We start from the raw sequence: 18,748 nt of genomic DNA on the forward strand, positions 1-18,748 counted from the left end.
TTCCTCCCTTTATGTTTTTGAATCGATTTGCCAAATCGATCTCCGGCGATCACTTCAACGAGGACAGATCAGTCGAGAAACGGCAAGACGACGAGCGTGCCTGGGTCGAGGTTGTGGCGGATGCACACATCCTGTGCCAGCGTGAAATACCGTTCCGCCTCGTCCATGTCGTCATGCTCAAGGCTGAGCGTCGCCAAGCCATCATAGCACGGAAAGAGCAGTTGCGGTTCATCAATTTCCTTCGCAACCTCAAGGGCTTCTTCGTAATACTTACGAGCTAGCTTCGGCTGCCCGTGGCATTGATGAATCTGGCCCAGCACGATCAGCGGCACGGAGAGATGGTCGCGCTGATCGAGCGCCCGGTCGATTTCGACGGCCTTCTCCGCCGCTGGTACACCTTCGACGGCGCAGCGATCTGTGAAGGTACAGCATGCGACGGCGAGGTTTGCGAGAAGGCGCGCCTGGAAGCCGAGATCGCCTATACGGGTCGCAACCTCCAGACCGCGCCGGCAGATCCTGATGGCGTTGGCGGGATCGACAATTGTGTAGAGAACGCCGAGATTGGAATAGGCGCGACAGGCGGCACTTTGCAGATCGGCCTTTTCGGCAACCGAGAGGCTGCGCTCCACTTCCTGTACGGCCTCGCGGCGACGTCCGAGCCGCGCAAAGGCCGCACCCTTCGTGTTCAGCGCCTCCGCCATCGCTCGCGCTGTCTCTCGTCCGGCCTCGGTCGTCCCGTCGATCGGCAGCGTTTGCAGGCATTGCAGCGCCTGCGTCGCCCACTCTGCGGCAGCGGACTGATCCCCCATGCGGAAGGCCAGATGGCCGCGCTCCTGCAGGACATGTGCACGTTCGACCGGCGCATCGATCGTTGCGATCATCGCTTCGGCTTCGGCCAAATGTGTCTCCGCTTGATCGCGGCGCCCTGCATCGAGATGCAAACGGCCGATCTTGCGCAATATCCTCGCCGCGGCGATAGGATTGTCTCTGGTGCGGTGGATCGCCAGCGCCCGCTGATAATGGTTCAAGGCGGCGTCGCGCAGGCCGGCGGGACCGCAGAGATCGGCAAGACGCTCCAAGAGCGCCTGTTGCTCCGGTGTCACCTCCGCCTCGTTTGCGAAGGCCGCAAGGGCCTGACGGTAGAGGCGCATTGCATCGTCATTGGCGTAGGCCTTGCGCGCCAGATCGCCCGCCGCCATCAGATAGGTGGCGCCTTTGGCCTTTTCGGTGGTCAGGCTGAAGTGATGGCCGAGCTGTGCCAGATGCTCGGGCCGGTCGGGCGCTGCACCATATTGACGTTCCAGAACCTGACCGATCCGTCGATGAAGCTCCATGCGCCGTTGCAGCAGAAGATTGTGATAGATGACGTCATGCATCAGCGTCTGGCTGAAGCGATAGCCCGGCGACCCGCCGGCATCCGGCCCATGCAATTCCTCGATGATATTGGCATCGCAGAGATGATCCAATGCGGCATCGATGGCGGCTGGGTCGGTGGCGATGGTGCGGAGCAGGGCGGTATCGAATTTCGGGCCGACCACCGCAGCCTCTTGCGCCAGCCGTCTGATCTCCTGTGGCAGACGATCGACGCGGGCAAGCAACAGGGCTTGCAGGTTCACCGGTATATCGACATCCGTGTCTTCCGCTGCGACATGCCAGCGCTGGCCGTCATTGTGCAACGTGCCCATGTCGATCAGTGCCCGAAGGATTTCTTCGATGAAAAGCGGGTTGCCGCCGGCGCGGTCGAGGATGCGCTTGCGCATCGTCACCGGCAATCTGCCGTGACCCTCGCCAAAAAACGCAGCAAGCAGCTTCTGCCCGTCGGTCGCAAAGAGTGGGCCAAGACGCTGCACGGTGACGCTGACGCGATTGGAGTCCAGTGGGTCGGTCTGCGATGTCGGCCGGTAGACCGCCAGCAGCATCAACCGGCTGCGCTCCAGCCGATCCATCATGAAGCGAAGCACTTCCAGCGAGGCGGCGTCCGCCCAGTGCAGATCCTCGATGACAAGCAGCAGAGGACCCTGCGCCAGCCGCCGCTCGAAGACGGTGCGGACGGCATAGAAGATCTGCCGTCTCAACTGCTCCGGCTCGATGTACCGCAACGCGCCATCGGGATCGCCGAGGCCGAGGACATGCAGAAAAAGCGGCAGAAGTCCCTCGACCTCTTCCTGCGTCAGATCGAGCGCGCGGAACCCCGTTGCCAGCAATTGCCGCGCCCTGTCGAGATCGTCCCGCTCGCCGATGCCGTAGGCGCTGCGCACGACCGCGCCGAGCGTGCCATAGGATTGTTCGCCGAGCGGAGAGCAGGTCGCTTTGCGGATGGCGAGGCCCTGGAAACGGGCAGCAGTGCCGGCAATTGCGACGAATTCGTTGACCAGCCGCGACTTGCCGATGCCCGCCTCGCCGATCAGACGGACAAGCTGCGCAGCACCACCGCAGGCAAGGTCGAGGCATGTCAGCAACCGCGACAGCTCCGTATCCCGTCCGATCATCGGTGCCTGAAGGCCGAAACTCTCGAGCCCGCGCGCCGTATGCGGCGCTTCCGACAGCCCTGTCAGCCGATGGACAAGAACGTTTCCGCTTTTGCCGCGCAACGCCTGCGCTCCGAGACTCTCGAAGGCAAAGGCATGGCGGGTGAGGCGATAGGTCAGCGGCCCGACAAGGATATCGTTTTCGCCGGCCATGGATTGCAGGCGTTGGGCGATGTTTACCGTGTCGCCGGTCACCGAATAGGATTTTGTATTGACCGCACCGAAGCCGCCGGTAACGACAGGGCCGCTATTGATGCCGATATGCAGACGCAGCGGCACGCCGGCGCGGGCGTGCCAGCGCTCGCCGACCTGCGTCGCCCGACCGATCATATCGAGTGCGGCACCGAGCGCCCGGACCGGATCGTCCTCATGAGCGACCGGCGCGCCGAACAGCGCCAGCAGCGCATCGCCGACGAATTTGTCGACGAAGCCGCCATAGGCCTCGACCGCCTGGGTCATCTCTTCGAACAATTCGTTCTGCAGCACTCGCATGACTTCAGGGTCGATCTGCTCGCTCAGCGTCGTGAAACCGCAGAGATCGGCAAAGAGCACGGTCACCGGCCGCCGGTCGGCATCGCCGTCAGATTTAGACTGCACCGCCTCGATGTTTGGCTTCGACGCGGGTTGGACTTTGGCCGAAACCGACGCGCCACAGCTGGGGCAGAAGGCAAAATCGGGCTGACAGGGATAGCCGCAGGTGGCGCAGGTGATAGGTTGCCTTGCGCCGCATCGCGGACAGAAAGCAAAACCGCTCTGAATATCGAACCCGCAGCCGCTGCACTCCATCGGACGCATCTCACGAAACCCCGATGTACGGCTAAGCCGCAACCAGCAGGCCTCAGAATAGGAAACAAGCATGAACCTGCTGCCCCAGGCCCGCAAGCACTAAACAAACGGCGAACCGACGATGATGATCCTGTTCGGAACATCTTTAAGCCAGCCGAGTCGCCGAGCGAGGTTCGAGAAGCCATGTCACGATTGAATTTTTTGTGATGAATATTGACAATATATGCTACGCTGCACCACGATAGAGGAAGAACGAAAGGGTAGGCCCATGGCATCGGGCAGCATTCATGTGAAGGTCAGCGGCGTGCTGCAAGATCACATTCAGCAGCAGATCGGTGACGACGGCCTCTATGAGAATGCGAGCGAGTACATTCGCGCCCTGATCCGACGCGATTTGCAAGCGCGCGACGAGGCATGGGATGGCCTGCAAAAGGAGCTTGCACCCGCAATGCGTGCCGACGACAGCGAGTTTGTCGTCGTTTCCCCTGAAGACGTTATCCGCCGCAACAAGCGCCGCTGAGCATGGTAGCCTATCGGTTTTATCCACGCGCTGACGCCGCGCAGGACAAGATTTGGCGTGACACTTTCGAAGCGTGGGGAGAAAAACAGGCAGATGCGTACATTCTCGGGCTACATGTTTATTTGCAGCGTTTATGCGAGGATCGCCTGATCTGGCGACAGCTTCCGCAACGGTTGACAGTTCCCACTGACATCAGGCGTCGGGCCTATTTCAGCCGCTATGAGCATCACTACCTATTCTTTCGTGAGCTTGAGAACGGTAATCTTGGCGTCATGAGCATTCTTCACGAACGGATGGATTTACCGGTGCGGCTTAAAGAGGACTTGGCCGCTCTTTCAAACAAAGAGTCGTGACACAGCATCTTTGATCAGAAGCGGGCTGAAGAAAATCGATTCGGTGGAACGGCATAAATCCATGATCGAGACGCCAGTCTCGATCATGAAGTCTTCGGCTAGAATAGACGATGACTGCGGGCTGCACGATCGCACGGCTTGCTTTTGGGGTGTTCGATCATTAGCCGTTACTGCCGATTGGTATCGGTCAGCCTTGCAACCCGGCAGTGGAGGAGCACCGGCCGGTCCACGTCGATCATCTCCTCAATCCTGGCGTCGAGGTCGGCCGGGGTCTCGCAATGAAGGCCGATAGCGCCGTAGGCTTCTGCAAGCTTGGCGAAATCGGGCAGCGAAGCCGCATAAGAGCGAAATCGACCACTGCCCTCCGGCACTTGATCCCATTCTCGCGCCATGCCCGGATGCTCATCGCTCAAGATGAAGATCTTGATCGGCGCTTGATGCTGTATCGCCGTCGACAGCTCTTTCATCGTCGTTTGCACCGACGCGTCGCCGGCAATGTCGATGACAAGGCGGCCGGGATTTGCGAGCTGCGCCCCCAGCGCGGCAGGAAGACCGAAGCCCATCGTCCCCAATCCCCCGGAGGTAATCCAGCGATTGGGCCTGTCGAACCCGAAGAACTGCGCCACCCACATTTGCTGACCGATCTCCGTGGCGATGATCGGGTCGTGCGGCTTTGTCAGCGCATGCAGGCGCTCCAGGGCATGTTGCGGCATGATGGCATGGTCCAGCCGCTGGTAGGAAAACGAATCGTGGGTTCGCCAGTGATCGATCTGTGTCCACCACGCCCGCAACCGCTTCTGTTCGGGGACGTTGGAAAGCGACCGCCAGGCATGGATCAGATCCGCCAGCACATGCGCGGCGTCGCCCTGAATGCCGATGTCGACGGCAACGCGTTTGTTGATCGACGAGGCATCGATATCGATCTGGATTTTCTTCGAGCGAGGCGAAAACTCATGGACGCGCGAGATCGCAAGATCGTCAAACCGCGCGCCGATGGCGACCATCAGATCGCACTCGCCAATTGCCATATTGGCTTCATGCGAGCCGTCCTGTCCGGCGACCCGCAGCCAGTTCGGCCCGGTGGCGGGATAGGCTCCAAGTCCCATAATGGTGGACGTTACCGGAAAGCCGGTGAGGTCGACGAACTCACGCAACAATCTCGATGCCTCCGGTCCGGCGTTGATGATGCCGCCGCCGGTATAGATAATGGGGCGCCGGGCTTCGGCCATCAATGAGATCGCCGCTCGGATCGCGTTTTGATCGCCTTGCATTGCCGGCTGGTAGCTCGGCAGCGGAGCTACCTTGTCAGGTGAGACGTAGGTCCCGCTGGCGAAGAGCACGTCCTTCGGCATGTCGACGAGAACAGGGCCGGGCCGGCCGGCCGCCGCGATCCGGAATGCCAGATGGATCGTCGTGGCAAGATCGTCGATGTGTTGGACCAGGAAATTGTGCTTTGTGCAGGGGCGGGTGATGCCGACCGTATCGCATTCCTGAAAAGCGTCCGTTCCGATCAGACTTGTCGGCACCTGGCCGGCGAGGCAGACGAGCGGCACGGAGTCCATAAGGGCATCCTGCAGCGCCGTGACCGCATTTGTAACGCCAGGTCCCGATGTCACCAGCATGACGCCAACTCGTCCTGTCGAGCGGGCATAGCCTTCGGCGGCGTGTCCGGCCCCTTGCTCATGGCGCACCAGGAAATGTTTGATGTCCTCCTGTTGGAAGATTTCGTCATAGATCGGCAGCACCGCTGCGCCGGGATAACCGAAAATGTGTTCGACGCCGTTGTCGCGCAGCGCTTGCAGAACGATCTCGCCGCCGTTCATGCGACGATCAGAGGGATTGTTGAGGAAAGAGTTGGCTGTCTCGCCGGTCATATCTGGGTTCCGTCGTGAGTGAGGTGATGGGTGCGACGGGGCATAAAAAAAGGCCCCGTCAGGGACCTGTTTTCGGCGCATGGGTGGCTGTTGCCGGACGATCAGACCGTCCTGCCCATGCGCGATATCACCACTACGAGAACCATTGCGATTTTCATCGGCGATAGAGCTAGCGCCAAATCTACACGTCGTCAACGTTGCCTCTGCGTAGATTGTATCTGTGGTTGAGAATACTGGATCAGTGACGAGGCAAGGGTAGGGGGCAACCCGTTCGCAACCCGTCGACAAGGCAAACTCTGCCCGTACGATCGCCACTAAGCGATTTCGACCACGTGTTCCAGTGCGCCCCGGTCAGGGTTTCCGAGCCAGCCACCGGCGTTCGGTATCGGCGCGACCCAAGTTCTATGGCGAGGTATATGCGCCATCGAGGATCTGGCGCGCCTCGGCCCGCGGCGCGGCGACGGAATGACGCTTAACGAGCGAACATTCGAGCTTCGCAATGGGATAGCGCTTGCCGGGCGTACTTTCCGGGTTGAGATGTTCGATTGCCCATTGCCCCATGGCAAGGTGTGGAAGGACCGAAGTCGTCAGCGGAGGGACGAGATGTCGTGAAATTTCTTCGTCGTCATAACCCACCACCGACATGTCCTGGGGAATGCGAAGCCCTGCATCCTTGAGCGCCTCGTAGCACCCGATGGCAGTGCGGTCGTTCTGGCAGAAGATCGCGGTGGGCGGCTCTTTCAGAGCAAGCAGTTTCATCGTGGAGGCATAGCCGGCACCGGCCGACCAGTCGCCTTCAATGACCAATTCCGGATCGAAGGGTATATCGGCGGTCGCCAGCGCGCGGCGATATCCCGTCAGCCGGTCCTGCGCAGCCTGCATCCAGATTTCACCGGTGATCGTTGCGATGCGATGGTGTCCGTGCATGATCAGATGCCGGGTCGAGCTCTGCCCTCCCGCGATCTCGCTCGGCACCACGGCGGGAAAGGCATGGTCCGCCGTATAACAGTTCAGCAGGACCGTCGGGATGTTGAGCTTGCTGACATAGGATGGAAGCTCCACCTGGCGGGTATAGATTGTCATATATATGAGCGCCGATATGCCTCCGTTCGTCAACGCCTCGATTGCTTTCGGCTCCATGACGGGGTCACTGAGCGTCTGGGTTACCAGAAGGACGTTGCCGGCGTTCCAGGAGGCTTGCCGCGCGCCTTCGATCGCAACGATCGCTTCCGGGCTGGTGGCGAGTTGATCCACGGCGAAACCGATGACGTTGTCCAGTCCCGAATAAGAGGCCTTCGTCGTATAGGTTTTCTCCATGTAACCGAGCGCGCGCGCCGCCTCCAATACGCGATCGCGCGTCTGTTGTGAGATACGGGTGCCGGGCGTGTCGTTGAGGACGAAGGAGACGGCCGCCTGCGAGCAGCCAGCCGCCGCGGCGATGTCCATCATCGTCACGCGCACAGGCTTATTTTGGGTCTTGGGTTTTCGCATTCGTGGAACTGTCTCTGCTTGGGATAACGGGTCAGGGGTGATCGATCGTCGGTTTTGGTAATTAATATTACCATCTATCTGAAAGCGCTGGCAATTGCAGGAATTGTTGCAACACTATCAGTTATTGGCAAGTGTCAGTACAAAATCGCCATCGTAGCCATTGCACGATGAAATGTTTTGATCTGCATTGATAATACTATTTACTAATTAAATTTCTTGTATACCGTCAGGGAGCGATCGGAACCTATGCCACTCGTCGCTTTGCGACGGCCCTAGGAGGGGGCGCGCATCCGGCCGGCCGTAAATCGGAAACGGGCCCGTGCAACTGCGGCCCCTCGGGAGGTGTATTATGAAACAGCTGAAACGCAATGCAGCCTTGTTTTTCGCCGGGTTGATGCTGAGCGCGGCACCGATTGCCGTATCAAATGCTGCCGACAAGCCGACACTCGCATTTGTCGTCAACGGCGCATCCGACTTCTGGAAAGCCGCAGAGGCGGGCGTGAAGAAGGCGCAGGGCGAGATGCCCGACTACCAGATGGAGCTGAAGTACCCTGAGCAGGCATCGGTCGCCGTGCAGCAACGGCTTATGGAAGACTTGGTCAGTGCCGGCGTCAAGGGGATCATGGTTTCCGCAGTCGATCCCAAGACCCAGACGGACGGCTTGAACAAGATCGGCTCGCAGACTGCTCTCTTCACCACAGATAGCGACGCGCCGCAGACCAACCGCGTCGCCTATATCGGCTCATCGAATATCGACGCCGGCATGCAGGCCGCCGAAATCGCCAAGAAGGCGATGCCGGACGGCGGCAAATGCATCGGCTTCGTCGGCCTGCTCGGCGCCGACAATGCCAAGGAACGCATCCAGGGCATGAAGGACGGCCTGAAGGGCACGAAGATCGAGCTGACAGATGTGCGCGGCGACGATATCGACCAGACGCGCGCAAAGAAGAACGTCGAGGACGCGCTGGTGGCCAGCCCCGACGTCACCTGCATGGTCGGCTTCTACTCCTACAATACGCCGCGCATCTATGAGGCGTTGCGCGACGCCGGCAAACTCGGCCAGATCACCGTCGTCGGATTTGATGACGATCCGATCACGCTCGGCGGCGTCAAGGAAGGCACCGTCGCAGCGACCGTCGTGCAACAGCCGTTCGAATGGGCCTATCAGGGCATGAAGCTGATGGCGGCCTACCTCAAGGGCGACAAGTCAGGCGTTCCCAGCAACGGCTTGATCATCATCCCGACGGTAATCATCGGCAAGGATGACGTTGACAAATATGCCGCCAGCCTGAAGGCCATGTCTGGAAAATAACCCTCCTTCGCGGCGGGGGCACTTGCCGCCGCCGCGAAAGACGTCTCATGCCGACAGTATTGGCAGCCATGGACAGGCGATGAACCACAGCTCCGACATCCCGTCACCGGACGCGCTTGCAACGCCATTCCTTTCGCTTTCCGGCGTTGGCAAGACCTATCCGGGAGTCGTTGCGCTTGAGGGCCTGTCGATCGACATCATACCGGGCGAGGTCATCGGCCTCGTCGGCGAGAACGGGGCTGGAAAATCGACGTTGATGAAGATTCTCGGCGGCGTGATCGCGCCCGACCGAGGCACGATTCTGCTCGACGGCGCAGAGCTTCGTTTCCTCACTGTGGAATCGAGCATCGCATCAGGCATCGCCTTCGTACACCAAGAACTCAATCTCTTTGAGAATCTCGACGTTGCCGCCAATATCTTCCTGGGCCGCGAGCCGCTGAAGGCCGGACCTCTCAAGCTCGTCGATCGCAATCGGCTGCGAGACATGGTGAAGCCGCTCTTGAAGCGGGTAGGGGCTCATTTTTCCGCCGACACACCCGTGGCATCGCTTTCCCTTGCCGAGCAGCAGATGGTGGAAATCGCCAAGGCGCTGTCCATCAACGCCAGGCTCGTCATCTTCGACGAACCCACGTCCAGCCTGCCGCTGGCCGAAACCGAGCGTCTCCTGAGCATTATCAAATCGCTGAAAGCCGATGGCATCAGTGTGGTTTTCATCTCGCATCGCCTCCACGAGGTTGAGCGCGTCGCAGACCGGGTCGTGGTCCTGCGCGACGGCACTCTTGTGGGCACGCTCGCCAAAAAAGACATCGGTCACGACCAGATGGTCAAGCTGATGATCGGCCGGATGCTTGCGGCCCGGACCGCAAAACCGCAGCGCTCGCCCGGCGCGGTCGCGCTGAAGGCAAGCGGCGTGCGCACCGAGGCCTATCCCGGCCGTCCCGTTGATCTGGAAATCCGGTATGGAGAAATCATGGGGCTTGCGGGGCTTGTTGGGTCGGGCCGCACCGAGCTTGCAAAAGTACTCTTCGGCATTGACCGGAGCTTCGGCGGAGCCATTCTGCAGGACGGGCGGCAAATTGCGGTCAGTTCTGCCCGGGACGCCGTCGCCCGTGGCATTTTCCTGGTCCCGGAAGATCGCAAGCGCAACGGCATTCTTCTTGATTTCCCGATCGCCCAGAACATAACCCTTGCCGATCTCCCCAAGCTCTCCAGCCGCTTCATGCTTTCTGCCGAGCGGGAGAGGGCGGCGGCCGAAAAGCAGCGCGTTCGCCTCGGTATCAAGGCGCCCTCCGTTTCGACGCGAACCGGCACTCTGTCAGGCGGCAACCAGCAGAAGGTGGTGCTTGCCAAATGGTTGTCGATGAGCCCGAAGGTGATGATCTTCGACGAGCCGACACGCGGCATCGATATCGGCGCGAAGAACGAGATCTACGGCCTGATGCGAGCGCTTGCCGATGCCGGAGTGGCGATCCTGATGATATCAAGCGATATGGAAGAGGTGATCGGCGTTTCTGACCGCATCGCCGTCATGCACGAGGGCCAGATCGCCGGCATATTGGAAGAGGACGAAATCAGCCAGGAAAGCGTCCTTTTGCTTGCCGTCGGCAAAAGGGTAAAATAGCGGATGCGGTCAATATAAATAAGTATCGGGATGGATTTCGAATGATCAAAAAAGATCTCGGACTGCTGCTTTTGATCGTCGTCGTCGGCATCGTCGTCGCCATCATCAACCCGCGCTTCTTGCTGCCGATCAACCTGGCCAACACTGCCAACCTGATCGGCCTGTTCGGCATCCTGTCGATCGGCCAGGCCTTTGTCATCATCACAGGCGGTATCGAGCTTTCCGTGGGCTCGCTCGTAGCGCTTCTCGGCGTGCTGTTCGTCGATTTCATCGCGGTCCAGGATATGTCCTGGATGCTGGCGCTGCCGCTCATTCTCGCGCTCGGCGCAGTCATTGGCGCCGTCCACGGCTGGCTGATCACCCGGCTCAACCTGCAGCCCTTCGTCGTCACCCTCTGCGGCCTCCTGATTTATCGTGGGGCAGCGCGCTTCTATACGGCCGACGGAACAGCGGGTTTTGCCTTCGGCCAAAATTTCCCCGACCTCGAATTCCTGACCGCCGGACGGTTTTACGGCGTTCCCAACACCTTCATCGCTCTCGTCATCATTGCCGTGGTCATGTGGATCATGCTGCATCGGTCTGTTTTCGGGCGTTATCTTTACGCGATCGGGAAGAATGAGGAGGCGGCTCGCTATTCCGGTATCCGTACCGGCCACATGGTCATGTCGGCCTATGTCATTTGCGGGCTGCTGACGGCGCTTTCGGCGATTTATTTCGCCATGTACACGCGCTCGATCTCGCCGGCGAGCCATGGTCAGTTCTACGAACTCTACGCAATTGCCGCTGCCGTACTTGGCGGTTTTTCGCTCCGCGGCGGCGAGGGATCGATCGTCGGCGTCGTGCTGGGCACGGTCCTGCTCCAGGAGTTGCAGAATCTCGTCAATCTACTTGGTATCCCTTCGTCGTTGAATTTCGCCGTCATGGGTGGCGTGATCCTCATCGGCGTCCTGATCGACCAACAATGGCACGCCATCCGCGCAAAGCGCCGCCTTGTCTCTGCCGCCCGGCAGACCGAAACTCGTCTTTCGAACGAAGGCAGTTTGCCAGCGGTTGCCAATCGGGACTAGCCCGAATATCTCAAAGTATGGAGTGCATCGGCCCCCAAGAATCTGAGAAACTTCTTTTGCAACAAAAAGTTATCAGGTTCATGGACGGGGTCCGATGCAAACACAGTGTATTCTCGATCCGCTGGAATTTGAAGGCTTCGATGGCCACAAAGTTGTGGCTGGCTTCGACTGCGGCGCAATCACCTCAGATGCCGGCGCCTTGCTCCTTCGCCATGTCGACAGAGCCATCGGCCCGTTCGGCCAAGCTGCGGCGTTCGAACATTGACGCCAGCGCAGGATCGGTGGCCGAACTCGATCGCATCATCGGGCAGATCCGCCAAAGCTGGCCGAACGTGCGCATCGTCCTGCGTGCCGATTCCGGCTTTGCCCGCGACGAACTGATGGACTGGTGCGAGAGCAATCAGATAGATTATGTCTTTGGCCCGGCGCGCAACCCGCGGCTGGAAGGGCAGATCGCCCCGGCCATGGAGGAGGCGCGTCTGTCATCCAAGGCAAGCGGCCAGGCTGCCCGCGTCTTTGTCGACTTGAAGATCGGCGCACAGGTCCGCGTCTCGGTGCGTCGCATCAAAGTGGCAATGGCTTCGGCTTGTCCTTATGCCGACGAATTCGCCCTCGCACACGCCCGAATATGCACCGCGGCCCGATGACGTCGCTGGATCGCAACCCCGACCACCAACAACAGAGGATACATCGCACAAATCACCGACGCCGCACCCGCGGCGCTCCCTGCGCTCGCCTTCAATGCCACGCGCTAAAACAGCAGCCGCCTAGCTGCAACTATAGAGCCAAAACTGGCAGGCGGTGAGAAAAGCGGGCTAGGCGTCATGAGGATACCAGCCAATCTTGTCCAGCGTCCTGGCCGCTGGAAGAACATGGGTGATGGTCCTTCGCCATTGAGACCGGCCGCGAACGCTTTCCACGCTGCAAGGACTTGAATCATCGCACTGCAATGAATTATATCACGTCATGATATTTCTGTGGACCGAGCTCGATCTTCAACATGTCAGACATCCCGTACCCCTTATATTCACTTTCAGACGAAGTGCTTGCCGACCGGCTGGGCCTCACGACGCGAGAGTTTCAGCGATATCGAAAGCAAAAACTCGTCACGGTTTCTTCAACCGCCACCGTCGGTCAGAGCGAGGGCGTCATGGTCACCTGCCAACTTGGAAATCGGGTCTGGGAAGGCCACGTCGTGAACGGGTGCATCACCTTCGAAGAGGTTAAGTTCCTGCGCGGGAAACGCGCGACAAACCGACGCTAGGATCGAGCCGCAAGCATTGATTTCGACACTTCAGGAAGAGGAAGAACATGAGGAAGCTTGCCAGCCTTGCTATCGCTGCATCGATGCCATTGACCGCCCATGCTGCGGCCAGGATGGTGTCTCAAAACGGCGATTGGGGCGTATATTCCTTTACGAGAAACGGATCTCGAGTTTGCTACGCGCTTTCGGTGCCGACGGAATCAGCACCCGCCAATGTGGACCATGGAAGGAATTATTTCCTGATCGCGCCAGCGGAGAAGCGAAGCGGCAATGAACCTGAAGCCATCTTTGGATATGCCTTGAAGAGCGGCTCAATTGTCCAGGTTTCAATCGGGGACAAGACTTTCAAGATGTTCGTCAAGGATAACACCGCCTGGGTTTCCGACGCCGCTCTCGAACCGGAACTCGTTGATGCACTTCGGTCCGGCAGCCGAATGACGCTGCATGCGATGTCGGCGCGAGGCACTCGTACGACCTATACCTATTCACTGACGGGCGTCACCGCGGCGCTGCAGCGCGTTGTCCGCTGCAAGTGAGGCGGACTTCAACCTATTCCGAACGGTGCCTTCTGCTCCGATGTCGCAAGCTCTTCTAGGCGATGCCTGGGAGTCCTGCCTCTACCTGACAGGAGCAGATCCAGTTCCTGTTTCGAATTGCCAAACCGCTGAAGAATCCGTTCCGCCTCGTGCCGGCCAAGGCCGTAGCGCCGACGTAGGCTTCGGACATGGTAAAGGGATTCGTCTTGTTCGGCCTCCACTTTAAGTTCCTTCATCCGTTGTCACAGCGCCACCGGCTCTTCGTGATCATCACAATGCCGTCGCTGGCCGCTCTCCGGTTATCAAGCGGTTTGCCCCGGCCGCTCGAAGTTCGACGTCCTCATGCGCCCACCTGGCAAATTCGTCCAAGGTCGTCGTCCGGGAGAAGGGGATGCCGAACAGGCACTGTCGGTAAGCGACGACGCCGTTTTCGATCCGGGACACATAACGCGGTCGTCCGGGATCGCGCGATACATAGGCATGGTCTGGCTGAATCAGCGAGCGTTGCATGTCGAATATCTCCTTCGCAGGACCAATGAGCGGCGCACGCAATGGTTCCGTTTTCAGCAGAAAATGTCACGTGATGATGTATTTGGGGCTCAGAGCTGCAAGAAGACGTAGACCACTCCACCCCATATCGCCGCGACGAACAGGAGGACGGCAGCGAGAAAGACCTTGCTATCCGGTGACATGGTCACGCTCCGACGCCACAGCCCACAATTGATGTTTGCCGCCCTGCGCCGGAGATCAATTCACCGCCTGTAGCTGTTGAGCCTGCGACACCTCGGAAGATGTCTCTCCGGGGATGGAGGCGATGGCGAACATGACCGCGACATAGCAGGCAAACACAGCGGAGAGGAAGGCGGTCATGGTCATGGGCTCGCTCCTTATATCATGTGATGACATTCTTTAACTGTTCGGCCATATTGTCAATCCTGAATGCAGCATGAACAAAAAGGGGGGCGGATGGCTGGGGAGAAAATATTGATCGTCGAAGACGACCTGCTGATCGCGGCTGATCTTGAGGATATTGTAACGACGCTTGGCTATGAGATCTCCGGGATAGCCGACAGCTTCGAGACCGCGCAGCAGTTCGCCGCCTTCAGCACGATTGCCCTTGTGGACGTCAACCTGAGGGACGGAGCGACCGGCCCGCGGATCGGCCAGTATCTCGCGAGCGATTTCAGCGTCGCGGTCGTCATGGTCACGGGAAGCCCCGAACTGATCGAAACCGATCTCTCCAAAGTTATCGGCCTGATATCGAAACCAGCCCATCCAAACTTGATCCGAGACGTGCTCGAATATCTGAGGACAATCCGCGAAGGCGAGCGAGGCGTCCCGCCAGGAGGAATGCGACTTTTCGCTTGAACAGGCTGGGGAGGGGGAAACGACATGATCGATAGACGCGCCGAAGTCGGTCTCTGGGTAGGCCGGCTGGAAACCATTCTGATCGATCGGGGAGTGCTGAGGGAGGACGGCGAACTCGCGATCCAGGTCGGATCGCGATTTCCCAAGGACGTTGAAGACGCGCTGGACGGATTCATCGAGAACCCGATCGAGCTGATGGGCCTTCTGAAAATATGCCGGCACGCGCGCGACGGCAGACCGTTGTCGCCTGCCGTCCTGATGGCCGCCCACCTCATGACCAGAGAGGTTCTGCAGGCATTTGAGGATTCCGAGGCCGCTGGCGATTTCAGTGCGTAAAAATGGCCCGCCCGAAATCATTTCGGACGGGCCTCGCGCGGACCGGACAACTCATCACTTCCGGCCTGAACTCTAGCTGTCGGTGACTGCGGCATCTCCTCCCGATTGCGGCAGTTCCTTCATCTTCACGAGCTGGTCGGCGCAGGCGTCCGCCGCGTTTGTGATAGTACCGTCGATCCCCGCGATCTTGGTCCAGCCTCCATCGGTGATGAAGTCGTCACGCTGCCATGACGACTTCGCCTGCAGCGTCTTGAGGTTCTCCTGGGCATCGCTCGCAGTGACGAAGTTATGGACGCAAATGCCCGCGACCAGATCCGCCTTTGCGTTACGAACGGCGATATCGGCCATCACCGCGGCCCTTCCCGACGTCGTCCATCCTCCCCAGGTGAATCCGAGCACCACGGTCAATGCCGAGGCGCCGACAACAGACCAAGCCCATACGCTCTTTGTTGGTCTGTAGCCGTCTTCATCATACTGCATAGCCGTTCTCCTCCTTTTTATATCACACCATGATACAAATGCGCGTTTGGAGGTCAAGCATGTCGCGATCAAGAAATGGTGAGTGACGGCTAGGCCATTTCCGTGACCTGACGAAGACGGGATAGGGATTCAGCCAGCAGCGGCTCATGCGCAAGCATCGCCTCGACATGAACCTTCGCCAGAGATTCAAGCGTCCGCTCGCCATTTGCGGTCAGGCCGATTAGCACGCTGCGCTTGTCATCTTCCGCGGGTATCCGCTCGGCGAGGCCTGCCGAGCACATCCGATCGACGAGCTGGACGGCGCTGTTATGGTGCATGAGCATCTGTTCGGCCAGATCGCGAAGCCTGATCTGCCAGCCCGGAGCAGTCCGCACGACCAGGAGAGCCTGATACTGCTGCGATGTAACGCCCGCCTCGGCAAGGGCCGCCTCGCTGAACGACAGGAACCGCCTCATGGCTAGCCGGAACCCCGCCAGGCCTTCATAGACGTCGTCAGCAAGGCCAGAAGTCCGGCGTCCCGATCGAGGCATGCGAACAGTCCTTCTCAAATGTGATGATGTGATATGAACAGCGGAGCACGCTGGAAGAATGGTCCCGAGCTGAGCCGGCGAGGATGATAGTGAACGCCGCCGCCCATAATCCGTCCATGTTGCTAAAAAGACTGTGCCTATTTCGTGACTTCGTGAAAAAATTCTATCGTGCTTCAAAGATGCCAATTCGGAGCGCCGCAGACGAACCGTTTGAACGTCCGTCTTGGAAGAGTTGCCCGACTTCCTTACCGGCGACAGCGATCACTCTGCCGATGCAGAAGAGCTTGTAGAAGGTGGCTGCGGCCCGCGACGATGATTGCCCATCGGGTCAAGGCGGGCGATCCGGCTATCCGCGAGATTGGACTTTTAAACGGGGCTTGTTAGCCTGCCTCTTCGGCCTCGGGTTCGGAGAAAAGCTTAGACCGGACCTCTTCCACAGTTTTCCCTTCCGCACGAAGTGCGACGATCCTCCGTATGGTGGCGTAGGATTTCGGATCGTTTCGCTTGGTTGCCGAATGCCTGCACCACTCGTCGAGGAGCAGACTTACCACGACATTTTCGCTGGCGTCCGTCCACGCCGCTTCGGGGCGTCGATGGACAACGAGGCCAACGAGCCCGAACAGCTTCAAACCTAACGCGGACGCTGAAAATATCATTCCGTGATACTAATGGGGTTTTCGCTCGCCAGGAAATCACAAAATTGAGGGCGGCCCTTGGATGTCTCCTGGGAAAAGAGTCCCCCCACCTTGGGCGCCTTTTACCTACGTGAAATCGAACGATACCCATTCCAGACGACTTTCCTCATAGACGCTTTGCGTCGGCGCGAGTGAGGAGGGGTCGGCGAAGCATCCCAAGGCGACGGCTACGAGATCTTCTCTGAATTCCGGCATCCAGAAAACCGTAGACCCGCATACCGGGCAGAACCTGAATTCGATCGATTTCCCGCTGTCGCCCGACCGGACGTAGCTGGTCGATACGCCGGAGGTCTCCATTTGATCTGCGTGGAAGAAAACGGCCACGCCGAACGCGCTGCCGGTGCGACGTTGGCAGGCCCGGCAATGGCAGGCAGAGATTTTGGCAGGTTCTCCGTCGGCGGTGATCGAAAGCTGGCCGCATGAACAACTGGCTGCTCGTTTCATTCCGTGCTCCTGCCAAATGATGTCTGCGAAAGCAACACCACGCACCCGATAGCTATTTTGGAGATATTGCCGCGAGACCGCTGGACAGACCGAACAGCGTCCATCAGGTGTCAGGTCTACGCTAGCATACCGCTCAGTAGATATCCGCCGCATATTCGCCAGTCGTCTTTGTAGAACTTAGTGTTACTCCGATTCCCTTTCGACCGCACGCCGCGCCCGGATAGCAGCGGCGATGAAGACGCGTGAAAGGCCATGATAAAGCGGCTCGCGCGAAAGAATGCGCGAAGTCACGTAACCTATCATAGACACTGCCATGATCGTGATGACCGCCTGATGATCGCCGGTCATTTCCAGAATGATGACGAAGGCCGTCATCGGGGCCTGCACGACGCCCGCGAAATAACCGGCCATGCCGAGGATGGCCGCCAGTGCGATGCTGGTGCCGAGCAGCGAACCGACGGTGCTGCCGAAACCGGCGCCGACGGCGAGCGACGGCGCGAAGATCCCGCCGGGAATACCTGACAGCATGGACAGGAAGCTGGCAGCGAGCTTCTCGACGAAGAAGAGCAGGGGCAGGGCATTGCCTTCGACAGCGCCTCGCGCCTGTTCGTAGCCGGTACCGAAGGTCGTGCCGCCGGAAGCGACGCCGATCACCGCGATCGCCAGGCCGCAGATACCCGCAAGAACCAACATCCGCTTCAGCGGCTGTGGCTGGGCCCAGCGGCGAATCTTTTGGCCGAAGTGCAGTGCAAAGCCGCTGAAGGCCGCTCCCAACGCACCGCCGCCGATACCGCAGATCAGAACCAGCCCCCAGTCGCGAAGCTCGGTGGGGGCAGCCGATGCCATGCCGAAATAATTGTAGCTTCCCGAAATCCCGAGCGCCGCAAGGCCGGAGAGGATGACTGCCGTGAGCACCAGCCCGTTCGCCCGAGACTCGTAGGTCCGGCTCATTTCCTCGATCGCGAAGACGATACCGGCAAGCGGCGTGTTGAACGCCGCCGCAATGCCTGCCGCCGATCCGGCAAGGATCAGCCCGCGCGCCTGTGCCATGCCACTAAACCGGGCAACAGCGAGCATGATCGACGCGCCGACCTGCACGGTCGGTCCCTCGCGGCCGATCGAGGCGCCGGAGAACAGCCCGAGCACCGTCAACACAATCTTGCCGAAGGCGATCTTCAGCGACAGCAGCCGCGTGCGATCTTCCTCGTTCTTCAGATGCCGGGCGGCGATCGCCTGCGGGATGCCGCTACCGCCAGAATTCGGAAACAGCGTTGCCGCCAGATAGGCCGACAGCATGAAGCCGAGCGGCGTCAGCGCTAGTGGCAGCAGAAAGGCCCATTCACCGGAAGAGGTGAGAGACCCAAAGCCCTTCTGCGCCAGATCCGCAAGCTTCGCAAAGCCAACGCTGATCGCCCCGATCGCCAAGGCTCCGCACCAGAACACCAGCCTCGGCCGCCACAGGGAAAACGAACCCCAGAGAACACGGGAGCGGCGAAGAAGCTTGGAGTAGCGATAGGGAATGGGCATGAAGGACTCGATACGT

17 protein-coding genes and 1 pseudogene are annotated in these 18,748 nt (G+C 59.6%); 9 read left to right on the forward strand and 9 right to left on the reverse strand.

The genetic code is table 11. The features are described 5' to 3' along the window. Positions 1-68: 68 nt before the first annotated feature. Positions 69-3,314 (reverse strand): adenylate/guanylate cyclase domain-containing protein, encoded by a 3,246-nt coding sequence (locus V8P77_RS07895; RefSeq protein WP_335911506.1) that lies wholly within the window; start codon positions 3,312-3,314, stop codon positions 69-71. A gap of 268 nt (positions 3,315-3,582) precedes the next feature. Here V8P77_RS07895 and V8P77_RS07900 point away from each other — a divergent pair, with 268 nt between their 5' ends. Continuing rightward, entirely contained in the window at positions 3,583-3,834 is a 252-nt protein-coding gene (locus V8P77_RS07900) for a ribbon-helix-helix domain-containing protein (RefSeq protein WP_335911507.1), read from the forward strand. Positions 3,835-3,836: 2 nt separating this feature from the next. After that, positions 3,837-4,187 carry a type II toxin-antitoxin system RelE/ParE family toxin gene (locus V8P77_RS07905; RefSeq protein ID WP_335911508.1) on the forward strand — a complete coding sequence of 117 codons (351 nt, stop codon included), beginning with the start codon at positions 3,837-3,839 and terminating at the stop codon, positions 4,185-4,187. A 167-nt stretch (positions 4,188-4,354) separates the two neighbouring features. On the opposite strand, the gene ilvB is transcribed toward V8P77_RS07905, so the two are convergent. Further along, on the reverse strand, positions 4,355-6,061 hold the full coding sequence (ilvB, locus tag V8P77_RS07910) for a biosynthetic-type acetolactate synthase large subunit (RefSeq protein ID WP_335911509.1): 1,707 nt from the start codon (positions 6,059-6,061) through the stop codon (positions 4,355-4,357). Positions 6,062-6,463: 402 nt separating this feature from the next. After that, on the reverse strand, positions 6,464-7,552 hold the full coding sequence (locus V8P77_RS07915; RefSeq protein WP_335911510.1) for a LacI family DNA-binding transcriptional regulator: 1,089 nt from the start codon (positions 7,550-7,552) through the stop codon (positions 6,464-6,466). A gap of 349 nt (positions 7,553-7,901) precedes the next feature. Between V8P77_RS07915 and V8P77_RS07920 the strand changes: the two genes are divergently transcribed. From V8P77_RS07920 to V8P77_RS07940, 5 genes and pseudogenes are all read left to right on the forward strand, one after another. Next, a complete protein-coding gene (locus V8P77_RS07920) occupies positions 7,902-8,864 on the forward strand; it encodes a sugar-binding protein (protein WP_131642690.1) in 963 nt (320 codons plus the stop codon). A gap of 79 nt (positions 8,865-8,943) precedes the next feature. Then, positions 8,944-10,485, forward strand: a complete 1,542-nt coding sequence (locus V8P77_RS07925; RefSeq protein ID WP_335911511.1) for a sugar ABC transporter ATP-binding protein — start codon at positions 8,944-8,946, stop codon at positions 10,483-10,485. A 41-nt stretch (positions 10,486-10,526) separates the two neighbouring features. Continuing rightward, a complete protein-coding gene (locus V8P77_RS07930; protein WP_335911512.1) occupies positions 10,527-11,552 on the forward strand; it encodes an ABC transporter permease in 1,026 nt (341 codons plus the stop codon). A gap of 236 nt (positions 11,553-11,788) precedes the next feature. Then, a pseudogene (locus V8P77_RS07935) lies at positions 11,789-12,199 on the forward strand (transposase); the annotation flags it as partial. Between the two features lie 664 nt (positions 12,200-12,863). Next, on the forward strand, positions 12,864-13,352 hold the full coding sequence (locus V8P77_RS07940; protein WP_335911513.1) for an invasion associated locus B family protein: 489 nt from the start codon (positions 12,864-12,866) through the stop codon (positions 13,350-13,352). Between the two features lie 270 nt (positions 13,353-13,622). On the opposite strand, the gene V8P77_RS07945 is transcribed toward V8P77_RS07940, so the two are convergent. Continuing rightward, entirely contained in the window at positions 13,623-13,862 is a 240-nt protein-coding gene (locus V8P77_RS07945; RefSeq protein ID WP_335911514.1) for a hypothetical protein, read from the reverse strand. 237 nt (positions 13,863-14,099) lie between these two features. Then, positions 14,100-14,228, reverse strand: a complete 129-nt coding sequence (locus V8P77_RS07950; RefSeq protein WP_335911515.1) for a hypothetical protein — start codon at positions 14,226-14,228, stop codon at positions 14,100-14,102. 90 nt (positions 14,229-14,318) lie between these two features. On the opposite strand from V8P77_RS07950, the gene V8P77_RS07955 reads away from it, so the two are divergent. After that, positions 14,319-14,720 carry a response regulator gene (locus V8P77_RS07955; protein WP_335911516.1) on the forward strand — a complete coding sequence of 134 codons (402 nt, stop codon included), beginning with the start codon at positions 14,319-14,321 and terminating at the stop codon, positions 14,718-14,720. Positions 14,721-14,744: 24 nt separating this feature from the next. Continuing rightward, a complete protein-coding gene (locus V8P77_RS07960) occupies positions 14,745-15,056 on the forward strand; it encodes a hypothetical protein (protein WP_335911517.1) in 312 nt (103 codons plus the stop codon). A 72-nt stretch (positions 15,057-15,128) separates the two neighbouring features. Here the strand turns inward: V8P77_RS07960 and V8P77_RS07965 are convergent, their stop codons facing one another. The 4 genes from V8P77_RS07965 to V8P77_RS07980 all read right to left on the reverse strand — a co-directional run bounded on the left by V8P77_RS07965 (position 15,129) and on the right by V8P77_RS07980 (position 18,732). Further along, positions 15,129-15,536, reverse strand: coding sequence for a hypothetical protein (locus tag V8P77_RS07965; RefSeq protein ID WP_335911518.1), 408 nt, complete (start codon positions 15,534-15,536; stop codon positions 15,129-15,131). A gap of 89 nt (positions 15,537-15,625) precedes the next feature. Next, positions 15,626-16,066 carry a MarR family winged helix-turn-helix transcriptional regulator gene (locus tag V8P77_RS07970; protein WP_025398023.1) on the reverse strand — a complete coding sequence of 147 codons (441 nt, stop codon included), beginning with the start codon at positions 16,064-16,066 and terminating at the stop codon, positions 15,626-15,628. 761 nt (positions 16,067-16,827) lie between these two features. Further along, complete coding sequence (locus V8P77_RS07975) at positions 16,828-17,205, reverse strand: GFA family protein (RefSeq protein ID WP_335911519.1); 378 nt, start codon at positions 17,203-17,205, stop codon at positions 16,828-16,830. Positions 17,206-17,388: 183 nt separating this feature from the next. After that, positions 17,389-18,732, reverse strand: a complete 1,344-nt coding sequence (locus tag V8P77_RS07980) for a chloride channel protein (protein WP_335911520.1) — start codon at positions 18,730-18,732, stop codon at positions 17,389-17,391. Positions 18,733-18,748 lie beyond the last annotated feature (16 nt).

The organism is Rhizobium aouanii (assembly GCF_037002925.1).
Classification (GTDB): Bacteria; Pseudomonadota; Alphaproteobacteria; order Rhizobiales; family Rhizobiaceae; genus Rhizobium; species Rhizobium aouanii.

Excerpts from the sequence above, each read along its gene's own strand:
- V8P77_RS07905 (WP_335911508.1), top strand. The coding sequence starts at position 3,837 with ATGGTAGCCTATCGGTTTTATCCACGCGCTGACGCCGCGCAGGACAAG.
- V8P77_RS07915 (WP_335911510.1), bottom strand. The coding sequence starts at position 7,552 with ATGCGAAAACCCAAGACCCAAAATAAGCCTGTGCGCGTGACGATGATG.
- V8P77_RS07940 (WP_335911513.1), top strand. The coding sequence starts at position 12,864 with ATGAGGAAGCTTGCCAGCCTTGCTATCGCTGCATCGATGCCATTGACC.
- V8P77_RS07900 (WP_335911507.1), top strand. The coding sequence starts at position 3,583 with ATGGCATCGGGCAGCATTCATGTGAAGGTCAGCGGCGTGCTGCAAGAT.
- V8P77_RS07965 (WP_335911518.1), bottom strand. The coding sequence starts at position 15,536 with ATGCAGTATGATGAAGACGGCTACAGACCAACAAAGAGCGTATGGGCT.
- V8P77_RS07960 (WP_335911517.1), top strand. The coding sequence starts at position 14,745 with ATGATCGATAGACGCGCCGAAGTCGGTCTCTGGGTAGGCCGGCTGGAA.
- V8P77_RS07975 (WP_335911519.1), bottom strand. The coding sequence starts at position 17,205 with ATGAAACGAGCAGCCAGTTGTTCATGCGGCCAGCTTTCGATCACCGCC.
- V8P77_RS07955 (WP_335911516.1), top strand. The coding sequence starts at position 14,319 with ATGGCTGGGGAGAAAATATTGATCGTCGAAGACGACCTGCTGATCGCG.
- V8P77_RS07945 (WP_335911514.1), bottom strand. The coding sequence starts at position 13,862 with ATGCAACGCTCGCTGATTCAGCCAGACCATGCCTATGTATCGCGCGAT.
- V8P77_RS07925 (WP_335911511.1), top strand. The coding sequence starts at position 8,944 with ATGAACCACAGCTCCGACATCCCGTCACCGGACGCGCTTGCAACGCCA.
- V8P77_RS07950 (WP_335911515.1), bottom strand. The coding sequence starts at position 14,228 with ATGACCATGACCGCCTTCCTCTCCGCTGTGTTTGCCTGCTATGTCGCG.
- ilvB (WP_335911509.1), bottom strand. The coding sequence starts at position 6,061 with ATGACCGGCGAGACAGCCAACTCTTTCCTCAACAATCCCTCTGATCGT.
- V8P77_RS07980 (WP_335911520.1), bottom strand. The coding sequence starts at position 18,732 with ATGCCCATTCCCTATCGCTACTCCAAGCTTCTTCGCCGCTCCCGTGTT.
- V8P77_RS07920 (WP_131642690.1), top strand. The coding sequence starts at position 7,902 with ATGAAACAGCTGAAACGCAATGCAGCCTTGTTTTTCGCCGGGTTGATG.
- V8P77_RS07930 (WP_335911512.1), top strand. The coding sequence starts at position 10,527 with ATGATCAAAAAAGATCTCGGACTGCTGCTTTTGATCGTCGTCGTCGGC.
- V8P77_RS07970 (WP_025398023.1), bottom strand. The coding sequence starts at position 16,066 with ATGCCTCGATCGGGACGCCGGACTTCTGGCCTTGCTGACGACGTCTAT.
- V8P77_RS07895 (WP_335911506.1), bottom strand. The coding sequence starts at position 3,314 with ATGGAGTGCAGCGGCTGCGGGTTCGATATTCAGAGCGGTTTTGCTTTC.